Raw genomic sequence first — 26,707 nt, 5'->3', positions numbered from 1 at the left:
CTTACCCTAATCTTTCATTCTGCTAATGAATAGTGGCGATAATCTGGAAAATGCAATTATCACGTGACTAAAACAAAAAAAAGCGGGTGCTTTCGCACCCGCTCTATTCATCTTCTGAACAGACCTTTCAGTCACTACACAACATGAACCTGCAGGTTCTGCTGCACCAGCACATCGCCCAGGGTGTTATCACTGGTCAGCGCCGAGTTGTGGTAGATCTCAAAGACTCTGCCCTCAACGGTACGCTCGCCCGTCACTTCCCAGATTCCGCCGTTGCTGTTAGCCAGTGTCACCTGGCTGCCATCTGCGCCTTTGATCAGCAAATCGTCACTCTGCTTATCCGTGATATTGAGTGCTTCATTGAGATCGAGCTTCACGGAGTTGGTTCCGGTTTTACCCAAATCGAGCACCTCAATGTGTTCGACCTTCAGGCCCAGCGCGGTGAGATCCAGATTGAGATGCTCACCATTCAGCACCAGGGTATCGGTGCCTGCGCCGCCATCAATATGGGTAAAGTTAAGGTCACTGACCGTCACGATATCCGCCCCGCTGCTGCCGGTCACTGTCGCCCCCTCAATGGTGCTGCCATCGGCCAGCGTAATCACGACGCCGCCGATGGTGTAACCCGCCTCCTCTGCCGGTGTCGCTGCCACCGCGGCGTCATTTGCCGCCGCGTTTTCACTGCTGCTGACTGGCGTCACGGTATCCGCTTCGGTGATCAACGTGGAAGCCACCGCCACATGGGCGCTGCTCTCGTCGCTGCTGGTGCTGCTGTTATGCTGCGTCTCCGCGCTGGCGACAGTGGCGCTGTCGTCCGCCACCGAGAACAGCGCAACCGATTCGTTTGCCGCCAGCGTTACCGGCAGCAGCGCACCCAGCAACAGGGTATTGGTGGTCGAGTAGCTGTTACCGGCCGCGTCGGTAATCGTGACTTTCGCCAGCGTTCCCAGCGACAGCAGCAGGCCACCCACCGACAGCAGTGAAGGTGAGAAGTTAACCGCGTAACGCCCCAGCGCATCGGTCGTGGTGTTCAGCGTCGGGCCGTTGTTGCCGTTGGAGAGCAGCAGCGTAACGTTCACTTTCGAGCCCTGCGCGGCATTCAGCGATCCCCCCTGCACCACCAGACCCGCCAGTAAAGAACCGACGATGCTCAGCACCGGATCGACCCCGACCAGCGGCTGATTGTGCGACAGCGCGGTAAAGCTGCTGGTGCTGGTTGCGGTGTTGCCGCCAATATCCGCCACCGTGACGGTGAGAGGATGGCTACCATCGGCGATCCCTTTCAGCGTCGCTGACGGCACGATGATGCTCCAGGCGCCATTCGCACCAATAGTAGTGGTGAGGATATTGCCCGCCACGTTTACCGTGACCGTGCCGCCCGCCGCGTTGGTGCTGGTTCCTCTGATGGTTTCAGTACTGTTGGCTTCCGCAATATTGAGGTAGCCATCGCCGCCAAAGAAGCTGTTGACGCTGACCGTTGGCGTGGTGTGACTGACCACACCCAGCGACGCCGAGGTGTTGCCAATGCTGCCCGCACCGTTGGTCACGCTGGCGGTGACGGTCTGCAGACCGTCAGTAATGGCAGCAAGGTTAGCCGCCGGAACAGAGAGACTCCAGTTGCCGTTGCTGCTCACCGTCGTGCTGTAAGTCTGGCCACCCAGCGTGACACGCACGACCGATCCCTCGGCGTTGCTGGCGGTGCCGCTGATGGTCTGCGCCGTTTTCACATCCACCGCGCTCAGTGCACTGTCACCAAACAGCGAGGTAATGGCGACCACCGGCGTCGACTGACTGATGACGCTCAGCGTTCCGCTGCTGTTTGCCACGTTACCGTAGGCATCGGTGCCGGTGACCGTGACGGTTTTACTGCCGTCAGTGATAGCAACCAGATCCGCTTTCGGGACGGTAATACTCCAGTTGCCGCCGCTGACCACTTTGGTGGTGTAGGTCAGGCCATTCAGCGTGGCGCTGACGGTTGAACCGGCAGAGAGGCTGGACGTCCCGCTCAGGGTCTGGTTAGAGGCCAGATCCGCGGCGCTCAGCACGCCATCGCCAAACACCGTATTCACCGACAGCGTCGGCTGGAACAGTCCCAGTGACACGCCCGCGCTGGTGCTGCTGACGTTACCGACCGGATCGGTGACGGCCGCGCTGACGGTGAAGTTACCGTTCAGCAGCGTTGACAGAATCGCTGGCGAGACGGCGGTTGAGAAACTGCCATCCGCGTTGACCTGCGCGTTGACGATGGTGCTGCCAATTGCCAGCCTGACGCTGCTACCCGCAGCCAGCCCGGAGACCGTGCCGCTGATGGTCTGAGTCACCAGCGACTCCGCCAGGTTCAGCACGCCGTCGCCAAACAGCGGATTGAGGGTAACTTTCGGCAGGTTGTGAATACCGACCAGTGCCCCGGCCGTGGTGCTGTTGGTGTTACCCGCGCTGTCGGTGACGCTGATGCCCACGGTCAGATTGCCATCTGCAATCCCCTGCAACAGCGCTGGCGTCAGCGAGACGTTAAAGTTGCCATTGGCATCGGTCGCCGTCACCAACTGCTGTGAACCTACCGACACCACCACGCGCGATCCCGCTTCCGCGCCGCCAATCACCCCACCGATCACCTGGGTGACCAGCGAATCCGCCACGTTCAGCAGACCGTCGCCAAACAGCGGATTCACGGTGATGGTCGGCAGCAGCGTATCGACCCGGATACCGGCGCTGGTGCTGGCGGTATTGCCCGCCGCATCCGTTACCGACGCGCCCACCGTCAGGTTGCCCTGCGCCAGCGTGCCCAGAATATCTGGCGTCACTGTGGCGCTGAACGCCCCGCCCGCACCCACGGTGGCGGTCACCTGGCTGTTGCCAACCGAGAGCGTCACCACACTGCCCTGCGCGACGTTGTTCACCACCCCGCTGATCACCTGTCCGGTGGCGATATCGGCCAGGTTCAGCACCCCATCACCAAACAGTGAGGTCAGCGAAATTGATGGCGTCTGAGTAAAGATGCCGATGGATGCGCTGCTGGAGGCGACGTTACCCGCCACGTCTCTGACGCTGACGCCCAGCGTCAGATTGCCATCCAGCAGAGAGGTCAGATCGCTGCCCGGCAGGTTAACGCTCCACACTCCACCCGCCTGCACCGTCGTGCTGTAACTCTTGCTGCCAAAGGTGACCGTCACCTGGGAACCCACCGCCGCATTTTCTATCACGCCACTGACCAGCTGTCCGGCAGCGGCTTCCGCAATGTTCAGCAGGTTATCACCGCCAAACAGCCCGGTGAGCGCGCCAACCACCGGCACCGCATCGACAATCGCGGTGACGGTTTCACCGACGGTGCGGGTGTTGCCCGCGGCATCGGTCAGGGTGACATCAAGCGCAAGATTGCCATCGCTTAACAGGCCCAGCACCGAAGGCGGCACCACGATGGCCCATTTACCATCCTGGCCCACTGACGCAGAGAGCGTTGTGCCGCCCAGCACCACCGATACCGTGGCACCCACACCCGCCGAGGTCGCAACCCCGGAGATAGTCTGCGCCACCGTGGTATCCAGCGCGCTGAGCGTGCCGTCGCCAAACACCGAGTCGACCACCAGCGTCAGCGCACTATTGACCACTTTGTTGACCGTCAGCGTGGCGTCGGTCTGGTTTCCGGCTACATCATTGACCCGCACGCCAAACACCAGCGCGCCTTCAGTGAGGCTCGACAGGACATCCGGCGCGAGATCGATGCTCCAGCGTCCGTCAGCACCCACCGTCGCGGTGGCGATCGGCGCGGCATCGCCCAGATAGAGACCGATGGTCTGGCCTTCAGCCCCCTGCGCGCTGCCGGTCAGCACCTGGCTTAGCACCAGGTCAGCGGCGTTGATCACGTTGTCGCCGAGGAACGCGTCGACCTGGACCAGCGGTGCAGCGGTATCCACCGTCACCGTCTGGGTGGTCGTCGTCACGTTACCGGCCGCATCCGCCAGCTGCGCGGTGATCACCGGCGAGCTGCCATCGGGAAGAGCCTGCATCGCGCTGGCAGGAACCGTTGTGGACCAGGTGCCGTTGCTCTGCACCACGGCGTTGTAGGTCTGATTATTGAAGGTCACCACCACCGTGCGACCCACTTCGCTGAGATCGGCGGTGCCACTGATGGCCTGGCTGGTGGCACTTTCATTGCCATTGACCTGGTTGTCACCGGTAAACGGATTGAGAGTCAGTGCCGGTGGCGTAAGGTCGATCAGCACGTTACCGCTGGTGGTCACAGGGGTAGTGCCATCGGTAGCATTCACCGTGATGGCGACGCTGCCGTCCGCATTGCCAAAGGCGCTGACCGGCAATGCCGCCGTTGACCAGTTGCCCGACCCATCCAGCGTAGTCGCGTACTCCTGACCATTGATCGACACCGTCACTACCCCACCCGCGCCGAGGTTAGCGGAGGTGCCACTCACTACCACACCGCCCGCTACATCCTGAGTGCTGATGATGTTGTCGCCCGACACCGTGCCCAGCGTGACCAGCGGCCCTGGCGGTGGGGTAAGATCTACCGTCAGCGCAACCGTGCCGTTGGCGGTATTGCCTGCCAGATCGGTCACTGCCAGCGCCAGGGTCGTCGATGGACCAAAGGTGGCCATCTGTTCTGGCGTCAGCGTTACACTCCAGTTGCCGTTGGCTGTCACTATCGCGGTGCCAAGCAGCGTGTCATTCAGTGAGATCGAAACCACTGATCCCGGCTCGGCTCCCGCTGCGGTGCCGCTGAGACTCTGCGGCTGAATGCTCTCGGCGTAGTTCAGCGCATTGTCACCGGTAAAGGCGGCAACATTAAGCACCGGTGGTGTGGTGTCGAGCACCAGCGAGCTGTTAATGGTGGTGCTGTTGCCCGCCGCATCGGTTGCTGTCACGGTAACCGGATAGGTGGCATCCGGCAGCAGTGAAAGCTCCGCCGTTGTCAGTGGCACCGTCCAGTTACCATTGGCATCCACTGTCGCGGAATAGGTTGTGCCGCCAAGCGTAAGCTGCACAGTCTGATTCGCGCCCGCCTCACCGGTGGTTCCGCTCAGCGTAACTCCCGCGGCCACATCGCCGCCATTCACATAACTGCCAAGGAATTCCGGATTGACCGCAGGCTGCGGCGCGCTGAGATCTGCGGTGAACGGCAGCTGCGCCGATGCGCTGTTGCCCGCCGCATCCACGACGTTAACCGTCAGTGATTGCGCACCGTCACCCAGTGAACTCAGGGCGTTGGCAGGAATGTTAACAGTCCAGTTACCGTTGCTTGCCACCGTGCCAGAATAGAGGCTGCCGTTGACATCCACGGTAATGCTGACAGCCTGGTTCGCCCCGACACTGCCGGTGGTGCCGGTCAGGGTCACCCCTGCCGCGGCTTCACTGATGTTCAGCAGGTTGTCGCCGCCAAATGCGCCTGGGTTGAAGGTCGGCACAGGCAGCGCCACCTCTGTCACCACGTTCTGCGCCGTCGCGTCGCTGTTACCCGCGATATCGGTCGCCGTCACGGTAATGGTGTGGGTGCCGCTGGTGAAGGTGGCTAACTGCGCTGGCGACAGGGCCAGAGACCAGCTGCCATCGGTCTGCACCGTGGCTGCCAGCGGCTGACCGTTGTTAAAGCCGGAGATGAGCACCGTTACCGTCTGTCCGGCACCGGTAATGCCGGTTGTGCCACTGAGGATCTGTTCACCGGCCGCCTCTGCTGCGTTCAGCGCACCGTCTCCAAACGGCAGGTTCAGCGTCACGTCCGGCAGCGCATTCACGGCCACCAGCACAGTGCCACTGGTGCTGCCGACGTTGCCGTTCGCATCGGTAACCGTCACGCTCACCGGCCAGTTGCCATCCGGCAATGACTGCAATACAGAAGGCGGCAGATCCAGCGACCAGCGCGAACCATCCGCACTGAGCGTAGCGGAATAGACCGTGCCATTAACGGCTACCGTAACCGAGGTGGCATTATCAATGTTTACCGCACCGGTCAGTGATCCGCCTGCGGCGGCCTCCTCAGCATTGATACGGCCATCAATAAATGGCGTATCCAGCGTTGGATTAGCAATCGGCGTAATCGCAGCGACGAACGTTTTGGTCGTTTCAATGCTGTTACCGGCCCGATCGGTGGTAATCAGGGTCAGCGTGTGTTCACCGGTTCCCAGGCTGGCGATGAACTCTGGGGGCAGGCTGGCAGTCCAGTTGCCATTGGCATCGACCGTCACCGACAGCGGGATATTGTCATCGCCTACCGTGACGCTCAGGGTCTGGCCCGGCACGACGGTGGAGGTGCCGGTGACCAGCTGAACGGAGCCTGCTTCGCTGATATTAATGATGTTATCGCCGAACAGTGTCGTGTCGAAGGCGGCTGAAACAGGATCACTCTGCAGGATCTCAACGCCTGCGGTAACCTGCGCCGGATTACCGGCACCATCCGCGGCGCTGACCACCACCTGTGTCAATCCATCGGCCAGGCCCGTCAGCGCGCCCGGTGCCAGGTTCAGCGTCCAGTTACCGCTGGCATCCGTGGTGGTGCTGAAGTTCTGCCCGCCTACAGAGATGTTCACCACGCTGCCTTCCGGCAGATTGGTACTGTCACCACTCAGCGTTAACGCCCCTTCCGCATCTGCCGCACTGATCAGCGCATCGCCAAACGGCGTATTCAGCGTCAGCGCTGGCAGGGTATTAAACGCTACGTCCAGTGACGTGGTGCTGTCTGTGGTGATATTGCCCGCCGCGTCGGTGACCGAAACGGTAATCGCATTGGGGCCGTCCGCCAGCTGCTGCAGGTCAGCGGTCGGAATAGTAAGTGACCAGTTACCGTCGGCATCGGCCGTGGTGGTATAGCTGACGTTATTCAGCGTCACGGTCACCGGCAATGCGCCCGTGGTGCTGCCGCTGATGGTGAGATCCTGCAGCGACTCCGCCAGGTTAAGGGCATCTCCCGCATCGACCGTGATATTCGTCAGCGCAGGCGGTGTGGTAATGAAACTAACCTCCTGAGTGGCGGTCGCCGGATTGCCTGCGACATCAGTGGCGGTCACGGTAAAGATTTGCGTGCTGCCCGGAGCCACGCTGGTAAAGGCAGCAGACGGCACATTCACCGTCCAGTTGCCGTCAGCGTCGAGCGTGGTGCTGTAGTCAGTGCCGTTAAACGACACCGTCACCAGCGTACCCGCTGCCAGCAGGGTGCTGCTGCCGCTGACCGCGACATCCGCTGTGGCCTCGGTGGCGTTAATCACATCATCGCCGGCTACCACGTTCATGGTCAGCGTCGGCTGAACCTGCTCGCTGGCCAGCACGACCAGGCTGGTGCTGGCGCTGGCCGGATTGCCAGACGTATCCGCTGAGACCACGACCAGCAGCTGATCGCCATCCGGCAGATTACCCAGATCGGCGGCCGGAACGGTCACCGTCCAGCTGCCATCGGCTGCCACCGTGCCGCTGTACTGAATGTTATTCAGCGTCACCGTCACCAGCTGGCCTTCCGCCAGGTTGTTACTGGTGCCGCCGATGTTCAGATCCTGTAGCGACTCCGCCTGATTAAGGAAGTTATCATCACTGATGGTCCCGATGGTCAGGGTTGGCAGGTTCAGAGTGTCAGCATCACGCGTCAGGGTCTGGGTGGCCGTGGCAGGGTTCCCCGCGGCATCGGTCATCGAGACAGCAACGGTGTAGTTGCCGTCTGCCAGCCCCTGCACGACGCTGGCTGGCAGTGTCACCTCCCAGGTGCCGTCAGAGAGCACCTGAGTGGTGTAATCGACGTTCTGGAAGCTGACGGTGACCGTCTGTCCGGCGTCCGCTATCGACGCACTGCCGCTGATGGCGACCGCTTCCAGCACCTCTACCGAATTGATGATGTTGTCGCCGCCGATGGCATTGACGGTCAGCACTGGCGGCGTGAGATCGACCGTAACGGCGCTGGTCAGCGAACCACTGTTACCCGCGGCATCGCTGGCATTGACCACCAGCGTAGTAACCCCCTCGCCCAGCGTCTGCACCTGATCCGCTGTTAAGGTCAGCGTCCAGTTACCCTGCGCATCCACCGTAGCGGAATAATCATTCCCGCCCAGCGTCACGCTGACGGTCTGGCCATTGCCTGCTACACCGGTGCTGCCGGTCAGCGTCTGACCGACCCCCTGTTCCGCCAGGTTCAGATAACCATCACCAAACGGGGTGTCTATGCTGACGGCCAGCGACGCCGTTGCCACGGTGATTTCACGGGTTTCGGTTACCGGGTTACCCGCCGCATCGCTGACCGTCACGGTCAGAATGTACGCCCCGGCCGGAATGCCGGCCAGCGAACCCGCAGGCAGCGTCAGATTCCACTCGCCGTTCTGGTCAACCGTGGTGGTCCAGGTCTGGTTGTTCAGGGTAATGGTGACCTGCTGTCCGGCTTCGGCATTGCTGTTGCCGCTGAGAACTATCGGCGCGGTGCTTTCGGCAATATTGATACTGTTATCGCCCGCAACCGTATTCAGTGTCAGGGTCGGTGGCGTCAGATCCACCGTCACGCTGCCCTGGCTGCTGCCGGTATTACCCGCCGCATCCTGGACTGTGACGGTGTAATTCAGTAGATCTTCCGGCAGACCGGCCAGCGCGGAAGCCGGCACGCTGATCTGCCAGTTGCCATTGCCGTCGACGGTGCCGTTGTAGGTTGCGCCATTCAGCAGCACGCTCACCGTCTGGCCGTCACCGGTTATGCCGGTGGTGCCGCTCAGGGTTTGTGCTGTGGCGATCTCGCTGCTGTTGAGCAGACCATCGCCAAAGGCCGAGACGATCTGCGGTGCTGGCAGCGTCGCCAGCACGCTGAGCGCTGCCTCGCTGCTCAGGGTCGCCCCGCCGCTGTCCGTTGCGGTGACCGTCAGGGTGTAAGGTCCATCGGCGAGCGCCGTCAGTGCCTCAGCCGGAACGATCACTGTCCAGCGGCCGCTGGCCGAGACCTGCGCGGTGTAGCTGATGTTGTTAAACAGCAACGTGACCGTGCTGCCCTCTGTCACGTTCACCGACGTACCGGTGACGATCAGGGCCTGACCCAGCTCCTGCGCATTCAGGTAGTTATCTTCGCTGATGGCATCCATCGCCAGGCCAGAGGCATTGCTGTTGACGTCAAAGGTGAGATTGCTGGTGGTGGTGTTGCCCGCCACATCGCTGACCGCCACGGTAAAACTGGCGCTGCCATCATTAATCGCGGCCAGCGCACCGGCTGGCACGATCAGGCTCCATGCCCCGCTCGCCTGCACGGCGGCGCTGTAGACTGTGCCGTCAACGGTGACGGTAACCAGCTGACCCGCTTCGACGTTGGTGGTGGTGCCGGAGAGACGTTGATCGGTGAGGCGCTCCGCGCCATCGACCACGTTGTTACCGGCAAAGGCATCCAGCGTCAGGGTCGGCAGTGTGCCTGGCTCCACTTTCAGCGCAAGGTCGCGGCTGGTGGTGGTGGCATTTCCTGCCGCATCGCTGGCGGTCACGGTCAGCGGATAGCTGCCGTTGCCCAGCCCGGTGTAAACCGTGGCGGGCAGCTCCAGCGACCAGACGCCGTTAACGTCAGCGGTGGTGCTCAGGGTGGTGCCGTTGAAGCTGGCCACAATCAGGGCGTTAGCTTCGCTGCTGCCGGTCAGCGTCAGCGGCTGCTGACTTTCAGCGGCGTTAATGATGCCATCGGATGGCGTAATGAAGTTCAGCACCGGAGGCAGTGTATCCACCACCAGGTTGCCATCCGCCTGGCTGCTGTTGCCCGCTACATCACTGACGACCACGGTGTAGCCACTATTGCCCTGCGGCAATGCAGACAAGACATCGGCCGGAACGGCGACCTGCCAGTTGCCTGCGGCATCGACCGTGCCGCTGTAGTTGTTGCCGCCCAGCGTCACGACGACGGTCTGGCCGTCGCCGGTCACGCCCGTGTTACCAGTGATCGCGCCACCGGCGGCGGCTTCCTCACCGTTCAGAATGCCATCATCAAAGGCCACGCCCGGGGTCGCCACCGGCAATGCGCTGGCGATCACCGTCAGGGTAGCGTCGCTGGTCGCCAGCGGCTGTCCGTTAGCGTCGCTGGCGGTGGCGGTGATGGTCTGCGGGCCGTCTGCCGATCCGGTAAAGGTGCCTGCCGGTAAGGTCAGGCTCCAGCTTCCATCTGCCGTCACGGTGGTACTGACAGTGGTGCCGTTGGCCAGCACGGTAACAATGCTGCCATCAGGCAGACCGCTGGTGCTGCCGCTGACCACGACGGCGCCACCCAATTCCTGCGCATTGAGGTAGTTGTCGTCACTGACGGGTGCCAGCGCGATCGACGGCAGGGTGTTGTCCACACTGAAGTCAAGCGGGCTGCTGGCGGTGTTACCCACGGCGTTGATGACGCTGACGTTCAGCGTCTGGTTGCCTTCTCCCAGCTCAGCCAGGGCGCCCGCAGGCAGAATAATGCTCCAGTTGCCGCTGGCCTCGACCACACCGCTGTATTCGATCCCATTCAGGGAGATGATCACCTGCTGGCCCGGTTCGACATTCGTGCTGCTGCCGCGCACCGTTATCGGCTGCAGCTGCTCCGCTGTCGTGACGATGCCGTCACCGGCGAAGGTGCTGCTGTCGATGGTCAGTACAGGCTGCACGTCCGACGCGGTTGCCACATTCAGATCAACCACCTGGCTGCTCTGATTCCCGTTAGCACTGGTTTCCGTCACCGTCACCAGATTACTGCCAGGAGGCAGCGCCGCCAGCGCTTCAGGGGCGATCTGCAGCGTCCACTGGCCGTTAACGCCAACGGTGGTGCTGTAGAGCTGGTCATTGAGCTGGACCGTGACCACGTCGCCATTCTGACCACTGCCACTCACCACCAGCGGCTCTGCCAGTTCCCCGACGTTCAGCGCGTTATCACCGCTGACCGGCGCGACGACCAGCGGAGGCGGCGTAGTCGCAACCGTCAGGGCACTGTTCTGGCTGCTGCTGTTACCGGCTGCGTCGGTGACGGTGACCACCACCGGATAGCTGCTGCCATTGGTCAGACCGGCAAGCGCCGCTGGCGGAACAGCCAGCGCCCAGTTTCCGTCACCATCAACGGTGCCGGTGTAGGTCACGCCATTCAGCGTCACACTGACGCGGTCGCCTTCACTGCCTGCGCCGCTGAAACTGAACCCTGCCGCCTGCTCAGCGATATTCAGCACGCCATCACCCGCGGGCGCAGCGATACTGAAGTCTGGTGCCGTGGTATCCACGGTAACCGACACTGGCGTAGTGGCGACGTTGCCGCTGACGGTGGTGACGGTCACGTTGAGATCGTAACGGCCATCTGGCAACTGTTGCAGATTCGCAGCAGGCACGGTGGCGGTCCAGCTGCCATCGGCGGCAACCACTGCGTCATAGGTCTGGCCATTCAGCGCAAGGCTGACGCTACTACCTGGCGTAACGGTGCCGCTGAGGGTCAGATCGGTGGCGGTTTCAGCCTCATTAATCGTGCCATCGGTGGCAATCGGGTTAACGGTCAGCGCCGGTACGCCGGTATCAACAATCAGCGGCTCGCTGATGCTGGTGCTGTTACCCGCTTCATCACTCACCGTCACGGTAATCGGATTGCTGCCCTGCGCAAGTGCCTGCAGTCTGTCTGCGGGTATCGTCACGCTCCATTCACCATTCGCGTCTACAGTGGCCGGATAGCTGGTACCGCCCAGGGTCACGCTGACCGCCTGGCCTGGCAGGACTGTGCCGGTCAGCGTCTGCGCCGCGCTGGCTTCATCGGTATTGAGTATGCCGTCAGTGAATGGCGTGTTGATTTGCGGGTCTGCCAGCGGCGCGGTCGCCACCAGCAGCGGCAGGCTGTTCTGCACATCACCCGAAGAGACGGTAACGGTGGTCGTGCCCTGCGGCAGCGTCGCCAGATCGGCAGCCGGCACGGTCAGGGTCCACGCACCGGTTTCATCGGTTGTGGTGGTGTAGACGGTGCCGCCAGTCACCAGCGTTACGCTGATCGGGCTGTTAGCCGGCAGGTTCGCTGAACCGCCGCTGAGGATAAGATCGCTCTGCGCCTCCAGGGCATTCAGCGCATTGTCGTCACTGATTGGGGCAATCGACAGCGACGGTACGGGTGAAGTAACCACGCTGAACTGCCCTTCAGCAGGCAGCGCCGGGTTACCGGCCACATCGGTAATCGCCACGGTGAAGGTTTTATCGCCTGCACCGCCCAGCGATCCGGCTGGCAGCGACACACTCCAGCTACCGTTCGCCTGTACTACGCCATCGTAAGACTGACCATTAATGGTCAGCAATACCGGCTGACCTGCCGGTACGCCGGTGACGTTACCGGTGACGAGAATGTCGGTGAGCTGTTCAGCGCTGTCGACCTGATTATCGCCGGTCACGGGATTAATGGTCAGCGCCGGCGACGTTGCCGCCAGCACAGTGACGCTGGTCGGTACGGTGCTGCTGTTGCCATAAGCATCGCTGAGTACCACATCCACCGGATAGGTTGCGTCACCCAGCTGGCTGATAATCGCGGCGGGCACCGTAACACTCCACGCGCCATCGGTATCCACGGTGGCGGTGTAGGTCTCGCCATTGAAACTCACCGTGACGGTGTCGCCCTGGGCCCCCCCGCGTCCGTCGAGTGTGAGATCCTGAGTGTGTTCAGCGATATTGATATAACCATCACTGCCCGGCGTGGAGACTTCCAGCAACGGCGGTGTGGTGGCGAAAATCAGTGAACTGCTGGCTGGTGTGGTATTACCATCGGCGTCTGTCGCCACTACCGATACCGGTTGGGTACCGTTGGGCACATTTGCCAGGTCGGATGCCGGAACGGTGACACTCCAGTTGCCACCCTGCGCCACCACGGCGCTGTAGGCCACGTTATTCAGCGTGACGCGGATGATGTCGCCTTCGTCGCCGGTTCCGCTGACGATTAGCGGCTGCTGCGCGTCGCTGACGTTGATCACGCCATCATCACTGAGATCGTTGAGCGTCAGAGCGGGCACCGCGGTAGCCACCCGCAGTTCCGTATTCTGAGTGCTGATGTTACCGGCCGGATCGGTCACGGTGACGGTCACCGGATAGGTCTGACTGGTCAGCGTGCCGAGATCGGCCACCGGGACGGATGCACTCCAGTTACTGTTTTCGTCAACAATGGCGGTGTAGGACTTACCGTTTAACTCCACCGTCACGCTGTCGCCCGGGGTGCCGGTTCCGCTGATTTGCAGCGGCGTAGTGAGTTCGTTGTTGGTCAGGACGCCATCACCGCCCGGTGCGGTAACAGTCGCAACCGGAGACTGCGTGCTGACCGTCAGGGGCTGCGTCTGGGTGGTGGTGTTACCGCTGGCATCTGTCAGCGTAACCACCAGCGTATAGCTGCTGCCATCTGACAGGGCCTGCAGCGCCGCTGGCGGCAGATCCACCGTCCAGTTGCCCTGCCCATCTACGGTGGCGCTATAACTCACGTTATTCAGCGAGACAGAAACCACTTCGCCCGGCAACGCACCTGAACCGCTGACCGGCAGACCGGCAGCCACTTCGCTGCTGTTGAGAATGCCATCGCCGCCTGCGACCTCTGCCACAATCAGATTCGGTGGCAGCGTGTCGACGCTGAAGTTGAGCGTCTCGTCCACGCGGTTGCCTGCTTCATCAATCGCGGTAATGATCAGGCTGTTGGCGCCCTGTGGCAGTAAGGCGAGATCGGCGGCCGGCAGCGCCAGGCTCCAGCTACCGTCAGGATTGACCGTGGTGCTGTAGGTTTTACCGTTAAGTTCCAGTTCAACCTGCTGGCCCGGCACGGCTTTGCCGGTGCTGCCGCCGATCAGCAGATCGCTGCCCGCTTCCACCCGGTTGAGAAGGCCATCGGTGATTGCGCTCTCCTCCAGCGTGATTTGCGGCAGCGTGGCTGCGACTACATTCAGCTGAGCGGAGTCGGTCAGCAGTGCGCCGGTGGCGTCGGTGGTGGTGACCGAAATCAGTTTTACGCCGTCGGTAATAGTGGTGAGATCGCCTGCCGGAACAGTGACGCTCCAGAAGCCATTGCTGTTCACTACCGCGCTGTAATTATTGCCATTAAAGTTAACCTGCACCGCCTGGCCCGGGTTAACGCCTACCGCAGAGCCGCTGATGATCAGATCGCTGCTCAGCTCCTGCTGGTTAAGGAAGCCATCCACGCTGACCGGTTCACTAATGGAGACCACGCCAGGTTCGCCTGCCGCCGGGGCGACGTTAATATCGCGGGTGTCGGTAGCTGAGGCGCCTGCCGCCGTTGTGACGCTGACCGCGATGGTGCTGCTGCCCGCCGCCAGTGCGCTGAGCGCCGAAGAGGGGATCTGCGTGCTCCAGCTGCCATCCGCGTTGACCAGCGCAGTGTAATTTTGGCCGCCCAGGGTAATGGTGACCGTCTGGCCCGCCTCCACGTTGCTGGTGCTGCCGGACAGCGTCTGGTCCAGCGCTTTTTCGCTGTTATCCAGCAGATCGTCACCGGCAAACAGGGCGATCGTCACCGTCGGCGTACCCGGTTCCGCTGGCGCTTCCACCGCAATCACCCGATCTTCGCTGACTGTTACGCCCGCCTGATTGGTGACTGTGGCCGCGATAGTCGCGTTGCCCGCCGTCAGTGCCGCCAGCGCGCTGGCCGGGACGCTCAGGCTCCAGCTGCCATCCGCGCCGACCGTGGCGCTGTAAGTCTGGTCGCCCAGCGTAACGGTCACGACCTGACCCGCCTCGACATTGGTTGAGCTGCCGCTCAGCAGCTGATCGCTGGTTTTCTCATCGTTGCTCAGCACGTCATCCACGGCGAACTGATCGAGCGTGATAGTGGGCTGGCCCGGCTCGGTAACCGGCGGCTCAACCGTGATCGGCAGCGTGTCACTGACGGTGGTGCCTGCCGCGTTGCTGACCGTGACCACCAGCGAGGCAGAACCGGCTGCCAGCGCACCGAGTGCATCGGCCGGAATGGCAATGTTCCAGCTGCCGTCGGCGCCAACCGTTCCGCTGTAGCTCTGGCCGCCCAGCGTCACCGTGACAATCTGGCCCGCCTCGACGTTGGTGGTGCTGCCGGAGACCGCCTGCGCTTCCAGCTTCTCATCGTTGCTCAGGATGTTGTCGTCAGCAAAGGCATTGAGGGTTAGCGTCGGGGTGCCTGGCCCGGTGCCCGAGGACTCCACCAGGAAGTCGCGGGTTTCAGTGATCTGAGTACCAGACTGATCTGTCACCGTCACATTCAGGGCTGCGCTACCGGCTGTCAGCGCCGCCAGTGAACTGGCAGGAATCGACACGCTCCAGCTGCCATCCGCGCCGACCGTGGCGGTAAAAGTCTCTCCGTTCAGAGTGACAGTGACCTGCTGGCCTTCACCGATATTAGTGGTGGTGCCGCTCAGCAGCTGATCGCTGGCTTTCTCGCTGTTGCTGAGGATGTCATCCCCGGCAAAGGCGTCGATGGTTACGGTGGCTTCACCCGGCTGCGTTACCGGGGCTTCGACAGTGACTGGCTGCGTTGAAGTGACTGTGTCGCCCGCTGCATTACTGACCGAGACGGTCAGTGTGGTGGTGCCTGCTGCCAGCGCATTCAGCGCGGCTGACGGCACGGCGACGCTCCAGCTGCCATCACCCTGCACGCTGGCACTGTAGGTCTGACCGCCCAGGGTGACCGTCACGATCTGCCCGGTTTCGATATTACTGGTGCTACCGCTGACAAGCTGATCGACCGCTTTTTCGTCGTTGCTCAGAAGGTTGTCGCCGGCGAAATCATTCAGGGTCAGAGACGGCACGCCCGGTTCCGTTACTGGCGTCTCAACCGCGATATCGCGGATTTCGGTAGTGCTCACGCCATCGGCATTGCTGACGGTAACGCTGATAGCATTAGCTCCCGCTGGCAGATTACCCAGCGCGGCTGCCGGAACAATTACACTCCAGTTACCACTGCCATCGACGGTGCCAAGGTAAGTCTGGCCACCGAAGGTAACGGTCACCGTCTGGCCCGCTTCGATGTTGGTGGTGGAGCCGGAGAGCGTCTGGGCCGTCCCTTTTTCATCGTTGCTGAGGATGTCATCCCCGGCAAACTGACCAATGGTGACGGTGGGTTCGCCCGGCAATGTGACAGGGGCTTCCACGGTGATGGGCAGCGTGCCGGTCACGGTATCACCGGCCACATTGCTGACTGAAACCGTCAGCGTCGTTTCACCTGCCGCCAGGGCGCTCAGGGCCGCCGATGGCAAAGTAACGCTCCAGTTGCCCTGCGCATCAACGCTGCCGCTGTAAGTCTGGCCGCCCAGGGTGACGGTTACCAGCTGACCGGGTTCAACATTGCTGGTGCTGCCGGTGAGTGTCTGATCGGTGGCTTTCTCCCCATTACTCAGCACGTTGTCCCCGGCAAAATCATCCAGCGTGACGGATGGCGGGCCCGGAACGACCGGCGTATCAATGCTGATCGCGCGGTTTTCACTGGCTTCAATGCCAGCCTGGCTGGTGACGACCGCGGAAATCGCCACCGAACCGGCTGCCAGCGCATTCAGTGCCGCAGGCGAGAGCGTGACGCTCCAGTTGCCCTGCGCATCCACTACTGCGCTGTAGGTCTGATCGCCCAGCGTGATGGTGACAACCTGGCCCGCTTCCACATTGGTGGTGGTGCCGCTAAGAACCTGATCGCTGCTTTTCTCGGCATTGCTGAGAATGTCATCACCGGCAAACTGATCGATGGTGATAACGGGCGTACCCGGCTGAGTCAGTGGTGGTTCTACGTTTACGGTCAGGCTACCGCTGGCAGCGGTTCCTGCCTGGTTAGCAACGGTGGCAGTCACCGTGGTGGTGCCGGATGCCAGTGCGGTCAGCGCATCAGCAGGCACGGTAATGCTCCAGCTACCGTCGCCTGCCACGCTGCCGCTGTAGCTCTGGCCGCCCAGGGTAACCGTGACGATCTGCCCGGCTTCGACGTTGGTGGTGCTGCCGCTAAGAGTCTGATCGCTGGTTTTTTCTGCGTTGCTCAGCACGTCGTCGCCGGTAAACGGGGCGATCGTCAGGGCTGGCACACCAGGGGTGGTGTCAGGTGCCTGCACCTGGATACCCAGGCTGGCGGCAGCCGCCGTGCCCGCGGCGCTGGTCACACTGACCGAAATGGTGCTGCTGCCTGCAGCCAGCGCCGAGAGTGCGGCAGCCGGAATTGAGACGCTCCAGCTGCCATCCGCCCCCACAGTGGCGTTATAGCTCTGTCCGCCCAATGTCACACTGACCTGCTGGCCCGCTTCGACATTGCTGGTGCTGCCGGACAACGTTTGTGGCGTGGTTTTTTCGCTGTTATCCAGCAGGTTATCGCCCGCAAACGGGTTCAGGCTAATGGACGGCGCAGCCGGTGTGCCGGGATCGGCTGCCGCGACGGTAATGGGCAGGCTGCCGGTGGTCGTCGTGCCCGCCGCGTTAGTGACGCTGACGTCGATGGTGGTGGTGCCTGCGGCGAGTCCCGCCAGCGCGGAAGCAGGAATAGTGACGCTCCAGCTGCCGTCAGCACCGACGGTGGCGTTGTAGGTCTGGCCGCCCAGCGTGACAGTGAGAATCTGACCCGCTTCGACATTGCTGGTGGTGCCGCTCAGTACCTGATCGCTGCTTTTTTCCGCGTTATCCAGGACATCATCGCCAGCGAACGCATTGAGCGTGATGGCAGGCGTCCCCGGCGTGACCGGTGTTCCGGGATCGGTGCCACCGTCATTGCCGCCACCGTTACCCCCACCACCGCCGCCACCACCACCGCCGACGCCAACGGCCAGACCGGCTAAGCCGAGCACACCCAGACCGCCCGCCGTTATCACCCCCATCGAGGTGTTGGCGTTATCTGCCAGCAGCAGCGGCTCTACGCTGTCGAGTGATTCATAGGTTGGCGTGACCGACGTCGAAGCGAGTTCAGCCCCTTCTGCGGTCTGCGGAAAGAGCGCGTGTTCCGGTGGGTTGACGCCATCATCGAACACCAGTTCGCTGTGCTGGCCATCGGCGTCGTCGAGGAAGAATTTCTGATAGCGGACAGTCTTGCCGTCGCGCATATGCAGCACCAGATCGTTACCCTGGCGCTCATACTGCGTCACCATGTCGCGGGTGCCGCTGATGCGCACGACGCTGGGCTCGGTGAGGTTAATGGATTGTGATGAACCGCTGACGGACTGCGAGATGAGTGTGCCGTTTTCGCGCGAGATAATGTCTACACGGCCTTGCGTGAGTTCTGCCATTTGTAACCTCTACTCCACCAGATTAGCTAATATACTGAATCCATAAACATAAAATTATTTTATGCTTACAGTGTTCACACATAGTTTCATCTTCTGAAAATCAGAAGATGTCTTAACCTGGTGTATGTCGAAACGGCAAAGCCAAAGCTGGGCACACGCTCTAATCAGGGTGGCGAGTGACGGTGTTATTGTTAGTTTTACTTGTACAGACTCACGCAAAATGTAACGTTTCTGACAGATTAACTTTTAGCGTAGCCGTGTTAAAAAACAATTTCAATGTACAGATTTCATTATGGTTTAATCTTCATTACATAAGCCTCACTTGAAATAAGGCTTTCATAAAATCCGCTTTGCCTTTGTTTTTACATGTCAATTTGTTGCTGACTGTTTCCAAAAATGATGCGAAAAGGTTAAAAAACCACCACTACCGAAACATCAGGGCTGTAAAAAAAATTTGTTCATTAAGCGATTCAGCCATCATTTATGCGTGGTCCTGATCCGGTTTTTCAGCAGCAAGTCGTTGAAAAACGACAGTGAAATTTGAGTTAAGTCATTCTGCGGGCGGTGGTCATGCCAGGAAAGTTCTGGAAAAAATTCGCAGCGCGACAAAAGTCGGTAAACTCCCGGTTTTGTCATTTATGCCATGTTGCTGCCCCCTTCCTGATAAGAGGCGCAACGACCACTGACTCACGGCCAGTGCTACACTTTTCCGCTTTACCATTGATGAATCTGACCTATGACCGCACTGGACGCTGCACAACAAAACAAACATCAGAGCCGCCTGAACTGGGGCACACGCACCATCTTTTTGATCAATGGCTTAGGAATGTCAGCCTGGGCTCCACTGGTGCCGTTTGCCCGCGATCGTCTGCAGCTCAGCGGTGCATCACTGGGCGCGTTACTGCTCTGTCTGGGTATTGGTTCGCTGGCCGCGATGCCGGTGACCGGCACACTGGTGGCGCGGTTTGGCTGCCGTCGGGTGATGTGCTTCTCTACCCTGTTAGTGCTGATGATGATGCCGCTGCTGGCCACGGCTGACTCTCATCTAATCATGGCGGCTGCGCTGATGCTGTTTGGCGCCGGGCTGGGCATGCTGGATGTGGCGATGAATTATCAGGCGGTTCAGGTTGAGCAGGCGGCGGATAAACCGATGATGTCCGGCTTCCATGGCTTCTTCAGTCTTGGTGGGATTCTGGGTGCGGGCACGGTCAGCCTGTTGCTGAGCCAGTCTTTTTCACCCCTGGCCGCCACGCTGGTGGTAATGGCAGTGATGTTATTGCTGTTGCTGTGGCGACTGCCGGTCTTAATGAATGAACGCCTGCATCAGCCCGATCAACCCTGGCTGGTGATCCCACGCGGCTGGGTCGCGTTTCTTGGCCTGCTCTGCTTTATTCTGTTCCTGGCGGAAGGGGCCGTGCTGGACTGGGGCGCGCTGCTGTTGCTGCAGAACCCGGAGATGTCACCCGCCTGGGCAGGACTGGGCTATGCGGTCTTTTCCGTGGCGATGACGCTGGGCCGTTTTAGCGGCGATAAGATCATCCAGCGTTTTGGTCGCTACCCGGTGATGCTGACCGGCGCGCTGACCGCCGCCGCGGGCATGAGTCTGGCCGTCTGGCTGCCGTGGCCGGAGATCGCCCTGCTGGCTTTCCTGCTGGTCGGCTTTGGTTTATCTAACACGGTGCCGATGTTGTTCAATGCTGCCGGGAATCAACAGGATATGCCTGCGAACCTGGCGATTTCTGCCATGACAACGCTGGGATATGCGGGTATTCTCTCAGGTCCGGCTTTAATCGGATTCATTTCGCAATGGATCAGCCTCAGCGGCGCATTTTTAGCGATCGCCCTGTTGCTGTTAGCGGTAGCCGCCAGTGCGCGAAAAGTTGCGCAATAATTCAGGTACCTGACACGCTATGTTGTATAAGTTTCCACTGACCTCCGGCAACGTCACCCGCTTTTTTGTGGTTTTCAATCTGGTGCTCCTGCTGGCGCTGGGCTTTATGGTGCATAACTCGGTGAATGCCTGGCTGACCGGGAAGCGCTATGCCATGGACGATCTGGCTCGTGACGTTCAGAAGCGCATTGATGCCTATCGCTTTGCCACCTGGCAGATCTATGAAAACCTCTCTACCAGTGCGGCAGGTGCAACACCCGGCAGTAACCTGCAGGAGACGCGACTGCGTCCCGACGTCTACTACCTGGAAAAAACCCGGCGTAAAACGGAAGCGCTGATTTTCGGCTCACATGACAGCAGCACGCTGGACATGACCATGCGGATGTCGAACTATCTCGACACGCTGTGGGGCGCAGAAAATCCCACCTGGTCGATGTACTTTTTAAATGGTCAGGACAATAGCCTGATTATGATCTCGACCCTGCCGCTGAAAGATATGGCGACGCGTTATAAAGAGAGCGCCATCAGTTCAATGGTTGATGGCCGTCGTGCTGAGATGTTGCAGCAGGCGAATGCGCTCGATGAGCGCGAGAGTTTCTCACCGCTGCGCCACCTCGCCTTCCAGAACGATCACTATTTCACGCTGCGTACCACCTTTAATCAGCCAGGCCATCTGGCCACAGTGGTCGCCTTTGATCTGCCGGTTAACGATATTGTTCCGCAGAACATGCCGCTGGAAAATTTCCAGCTGCGTCAGGACAGCTCAATGCCTGCCAGCAGTAGTGAACAGCAGGAGGTGGAAAATACCCGCATCTCACTGGTTAATCCCAATATCGAGATTACGGCCACCCTGCCCAGCACCTCGCTGCAGCTGGTTTATCAGGTGCCGATTGGCCGTCTGATTATCGACACCCTGCATAATCTGCTCTGGCCGCTGCTGATTAACCTGCTGCTGTTCCTGCTTTCACTGGCGGGTATCGTGCTGCTGCGCCAGCAGTCGCTGCGTCCCAGCGAGAACCAGAGCGCTGAACTCGATTCGCTGCGGGTATTGAATGAAGAGATTGTGGCCAGTCTGCCGGTCGGCCTGCTGGTGTATGACTTTGCCAGCAACCGCACCCTGTTGAGCAATAAGATTGCTGAACATCTTTTGCCTCACCTCAATCTGCAGAAGATCATTAATATGTCCGACCAGCATCAGGGCGTGCTGCAGGCCACCATCAATAACGAAGTGTATGAGATTCGCCACGCCCGCAGCGTGCTTTCGCCGCATACCCAGCTGTTTATGATGCGTGACCAGGATCGTGAGCTGCTGGTGAATAAGAAGCTGCAAAAAGCGCAGCAGGTGCTGGATCGTAACCATCAGATGCGACAGCAGCTGCTGCACAATCTGGGCCACGCGCTGAATCAGCCCCTGGAGAAGATGGTGACGCAGCTGGTACAGCTCAGCCAGCGTGATGCCGATGAGACCGTGCTGGACCTGCTTGATGAGAGTCAGGGGCTGGCGCGGCTGGTGGATGATATCGTGCTGCTGAACCGGCTTGAGGCGCACGACTGGTCACCCGATGCGACCGTCTTTAACCTGCAGGAACTGCTGGATGAGATCGCGCTGGAAAGCCTGCCGCTGATGCGCCGCAAAGGGCTGTCGCTGGTGGTGAATAATCACCTGGCTAATGATGAGACGCGCTTTGGCGACCGTCGCGCCCTGCGTAAAGTGCTGACCACGCTGATGCACTACGCCCTGACCACCACCCGCTGGGGGAAAATCACCCTGGAAGTTAAGGCTGCGGACAAGCAGGCCGATAGATTGATTATCGAGCTGGTGGATACCGGTGCGGGCCTGACGGTGGATGAACTGGCCAATGTCGACTTCCCGTTCCTGGGCGATACCAGTCAGGATCGCTACGGACAGGCTTCTGGCATGGCGTTCTTCCTCTGTAAGCAGCTCTGCAAGCAGATGGGTGGCAGCCTGGATATCGTGGCAAAAGCGGATATCGGCACGCGCTACAACATGCAGTTGCCGCTGGTGCTGGAGCAGAAGCGCGAAGAAGAAGAGGAAAAAATTCTGGATGGCGTTACCGCGCTGGTGGAGATCACCGTGGAGGACGTGCATAAAATTGTCTGCCGCCATCTGGAAAACTGGGGAGCGCGTTGTCTGACACCCGACGAGCGCATTTCCGGTCAGGATCACGATGTGCTGGTGACCGACGATCCATCAAAGCTTAGCGGCTGGGCACTGCTGCTGGCGGAAGATGAACTGGGGCACCATGCACTGAACGACCAGCAGTATCGGGTCAATTTCAATCTCAGTAATGCGCTGCTGGATGCATTGCTGGCACTGATAGAGAAGCAACTGTCGCATGATGTGATGGATAACGACACGGAAGACGACGCGGCCACGCCATTGATGAGCGGCGGCTATTTCCAGCTGTTTACGGAGACAGTACCGGTTGATGTGAAGAGGCTGTATACTGAGTCGGCGGAAAAGGACTACGCCTCGCTTGCTCAGACAGCGCATCGCCTAAAGGGCGTGTTTGCCATGCTCAATCTGACTCCCGGCAAACAGCTTTGTGAAGAGTTAGAACACCACATTAAAGCGTGTGACGATTCAAACATTACAAATACCACCAGTGATATTGACGCTTACGTCAATCAACTGCTGCAGCAAGGTAACCAATAAGATGAATAACTTAAACGTAATTATTGCCGATGACCATCCAATTGTCCTTTTCGGTATCCGAAAATCTCTGGAACAAATTGAATGGGTTAACGTTGTAGGTGAGTTCGAAGACTCAACAGCACTGATCAATAATCTGTCCAAGCTTGACGCCAACGTCCTGATCACCGACCTCTCTATGCCAGGTGAGAAGTATGGCGATGGTATTACGCTGATTAAATATATTAAACGCCACTACCCGGATCTCTCGATTATTGTTCTGACCATGAACAATAACCCGGCGATTCTGAGTTCAGTGCTTGATCTCGATATCGAAGGGATTGTACTGAAACAGGGCGCGCCAACCGATTTGCCAAAGGCACTGGCTGCACTGCAGAAAGGCAAGAAATATACGCCGGAAAGCGTTGCGAAACTGCTGGAGAAAATCAGCGCGGGTGGTTATGGCGACAAACGCCTGTCACCGAAAGAGAGCGAAGTGCTGCGTCTGTTTGCAGAAGGTTTCCTGGTGACCGAGATTGCCAAGAAGCTGAACCGCAGTATCAAAACCATCAGTAGCCAGAAGAAATCAGCGATGATGAAACTGGGCGTGGATAACGATATCGCACTGCTGAACTACCTGTCGTCTGTCAGCCAGACTCAGGTCGAAAGAGACTAAGTTACTTCCTGAGGCGGTGCAGCCTGCACCGCCTCGCCTCTGCCCTTTCCTGCCCTATCCCATCCGCGTTTTACGTACCCGATCAGCATAGATTGCCAGCGTCACTTTCAGCACATCTAACGTCACCGGTTTCGACAGGCAGTTATCCATGCCCGCATCCATGCAACGCTGTTTCTCTTCCGCCAGCGCATTCGCCGTCACGCCAACCACCGGGAAGAGATGGCCCAGCTGACGCAACCGCTGCGTCAGGCGATAACCATCCATATTCGGCATGTTCACGTCGGTGAGTACGATATCAATCTCGTTACGACTCAGTACATTAAGTGCATCAACGCCATCCTGCGCAGTCTTCACCTGATAGCCCAGCGTGCCGAGCTGTTCCGACAGCAGCATGCGGTTAATCGGATGGTCATCGACAATCAGCACCATGATGTCATCGTTATGCACTTTCTCTTCTACCGGCGCGGCCAGCAACAGCGCATCTGCGGCGTCGTTGCCCAGTGCGATTCGATAGATGCGCGCCAGCAGCGCCGGAACCTCATGCAGCGTGGCGGTAGAGTGGATCCAGCGGCCAGGCTGACGTTCACGCGGCATATCCACATGCGATCCATCGAAAGTGACCAGTGCCCGCAACGGAACATCAATATCCAGTTCGTAATCGGTCATCACCACATCGTCATGGCCAGGCTTACCGTTATACTCCGCGACCTGAATGCCCTGCTGCTGAATCTGACGCGTGATAAATTCCGCGAGGTACTCGTTGCGCATCGCCAGCCAGATTTTCTTATCCTGTAAATCCTCCAGCAGCATCAGTGACGGCTTCTGGCCTTTGTAGATTGGAATACGCACAATAAACTGGCTGCCCATGCCTGGCTCTGAGTCGACCTCAATGTCGCCGTCCATCATATTGATCAGCTTTTCACAGATCGCCAGTCCCAGCCCGGTGCCCTGGAAATTACGCTGCACGCCATTTCCCACCTGGAAGAAGGGATCAAACAGGCGTGGCAGCTCTTTTGCCGGAATGCCGACGCCAGTATCACGGACGCGGAATGCCAGATAGCCCTGCGCAACGTAAGCGTGGAGGATAATACAGCCCGTATGCGTGAACTTAATCGCGTTATTCAGCAGGTTCGAGATCACCTGCTGCAGACGCAGCGGATCGCCGTCCAGCACCTGCGGAACGTCATGTTCGATAAAGCAGTAGAGCGTAAGCCGCTTCTTCACCACCAGCGACAGATAGTTGCCGACGATGTGGGTCACGATTTCACGAGGTGCAAACGGACGCGGCTCAATTTTCAGCTGCTCTGATTCGATTTTTGAGAAGTCGAGAATATCGCTGATGATTTTCAGCAGCAAGCTGGAGGAATTGTTCATCGCCGTCACCAGCGAGTCGATACCGCTGGGCAGCTCTTTGGTCTGCAGCAGATCGAGATTACCGATAATGCCATAAAGCGGCGTGCGCAGTTCGTGACTGACTGTGGCAAGGAACATCGATTTTGACTGGCTCGCCTGCTCTGCCGCGTGGGCCATCTCCTGCAGCGACTGCTCCATCCGCACGCGCGCCGAGACGTCGACCAGCACGCAAATCGCCACGTTCTCATTACGATAGCGTGAATGCACGAAGCTGATTTGCAAATTGGTATTACTGCCGGTGAGCACATCGACAAAGTTGACCTGCTGCCCGCCAATAATCTCATTCAGCCGCAGGCGATCTTCCTGCGTCAGCAACGTCAGATAATTGTGCGCCAGCTCGTTACTCAGAATATTGGTGCCGTCGCTGGTGCGTAAAATACAGATCCCGACCGGCGCAGAGGCGACAATCTTACGGTTAAACTGCTCATGCTCTTCCAGCCGGTGCGCGTTCTCCTCCGCCGGCAGGAACATCCGGCGCTCAAACAGCCAGGCGAGGGTAAACAGAATGACAGCGCTGAAAATATTGAGCAGCAGCGCATTAATGATCATCAGCTTGAGCTGATCCACCATCACGTCGGTAGATATCGACCACACCACGTTAAGATCGGAAGGCGGCAGCGGCTTTTTCAGAACCAGCTGACGATAACCATTCAGGTATCCGAACCAGGTTTTATCATCAGGAAGACTATCGAGCGAGAAGCCCAGCCCGCCGCGCCGCGAATTTAGCAGTGGACGATAATTTTCATCGGTAATGGACGCGATAATCGGCAGGCTGCCCGGCTGAATAAACTCATCCAGCCGGATATTCTGTTCGACGCCCAGCAGCGCCTGTAACTTATTAGCAACGTAGACGGGCACCACCATAAAGAAGGTTCCGACGCCTGGCTGAGCACTGCTATTAATCCAGTACATCGGATTACGGCGATCTTCTTCACTGCTATTGCGATAGCGCAGCACATTCTCACGCAGCGATTTCAGGCTGCGTTCCCGGTCAGCATTGCTGCTGCCAATCGTGAAGTCGGCCAGACACTGACTCTCGCCACCGATAAAGAACACCCGATTCAGCTCATACGATGAGGCGAAGTTACTTTTCCAGTAATTGATGTAGTAACTGAGTGAATCGAGCGAGTTGCGCCAGGTATTGCTCATCGAGGTACAGTCGCCATCCGAAAACAGGGGCGTAAACTGCGGCTGAGATGTTTTGCCTGGCATCATACCGGTCAGCACATCCAGACCGCTGCTGGCGTTGGTTAAGCGGTTCTCGGTGATATATTTCAGCTCACGCATCATGTCCGCCGAATGACGCACATACCACTGTATGGTGCCGTAGTTGCTGGCAAACTCCTGCCGAACCTGCGTCTCTTTATTGTGCAGCACGCTGATAATGTAAAACGCAGTAAGAACGGCGCCCAGCGTCCAGATTAGCAGCGCCAGCGCGCGGAAAAGATAGCGCGAGATGCGAAGCGTAGTGCGGAAAGAGACAGGATATTTCAAAGGTAACTCGCAGTTGGCAAGGTTAGTCGCATCATCGATTTTTAATGCCCATACACTAGCTTTATCGGGCGTAAAAAGCCAGCCAGCCGCAGGCTTAGCGGGCGGTTTGGGAATCTTTTAAGACAGCCAAAGCAACATCTTTATCTTAGGAAGAAGTCGCCGCCTCTCCCCCTCAAACAAATGCACGCACACATCTCCTTAAAGCGACACCACAACCCCAACAAGAAAGGCCTGCTGTGCCCGAAGAGCAAAGCGTCTGGCCCGCGATGGCGTGGCCGATCCGCATGGATGCGGGAATCCTTTGCGATCGGGCACAGCAGGCCTTGCGACGGCTCCCGACTCACAGCCACCAGCCACCAGCCACCAGCCACCAGCCACCAGCCACCAGCCACCAGCCATTTTCCCGACCCGCCTCTAAGACCTCAAACAACACGCCCATC

General features: G+C 59.3%; 5 protein-coding genes. 3 read left to right on the top strand and 2 right to left on the bottom strand.

The features are described 5' to 3' along the window. Positions 1-134 precede the first annotated feature (134 nt). A complete protein-coding gene (locus tag ACK13D_RS12790; RefSeq protein WP_418796529.1) occupies positions 135-18,140 on the bottom strand; it encodes an Ig-like domain-containing protein in 18,006 nt (6,001 codons plus the stop codon). A gap of 736 nt (positions 18,141-18,876) precedes the next feature. Here ACK13D_RS12790 and ACK13D_RS12785 point away from each other — a divergent pair. Genes ACK13D_RS12785 through rcsB form a run of 3 tightly spaced genes read left to right on the top strand, consistent with a single transcriptional unit; the run spans position 18,877 to position 23,360 of the window. Then, a complete protein-coding gene (locus tag ACK13D_RS12785; RefSeq protein ID WP_033767459.1) occupies positions 18,877-20,031 on the top strand; it encodes an MFS transporter in 1,155 nt (384 codons plus the stop codon). A gap of 19 nt (positions 20,032-20,050) precedes the next feature. Next, positions 20,051-22,708, top strand: coding sequence for a phosphotransferase RcsD (gene rcsD / locus ACK13D_RS12780; protein ID WP_010248389.1), 2,658 nt, complete (start codon positions 20,051-20,053; stop codon positions 22,706-22,708). Between the two features lies 1 nt (position 22,709). Continuing rightward, entirely contained in the window at positions 22,710-23,360 is a 651-nt protein-coding gene (gene rcsB, locus ACK13D_RS12775) for a response regulator transcription factor RcsB (protein WP_009089068.1), read from the top strand. Positions 23,361-23,414: 54 nt separating this feature from the next. Here rcsB and rcsC read toward each other — a convergent pair whose 3' ends face one another. Continuing rightward, complete coding sequence (gene rcsC, locus ACK13D_RS12770; protein ID WP_022625067.1) at positions 23,415-26,267, bottom strand: two-component system sensor histidine kinase RcsC; 2,853 nt, start codon at positions 26,265-26,267, stop codon at positions 23,415-23,417. Between the last annotated feature and the right edge of the window lie 440 nt (positions 26,268-26,707).

Source organism: Pantoea sp. K16 (genome assembly GCF_048452805.1).
In the GTDB taxonomy this organism is placed as follows: Bacteria; Pseudomonadota; Gammaproteobacteria; order Enterobacterales; family Enterobacteriaceae; genus Pantoea; species Pantoea agglomerans.
The sequence above is the reverse complement of the archived record's forward strand: the minus strand, read 5'-3'. Positions and strand labels throughout refer to the sequence as shown.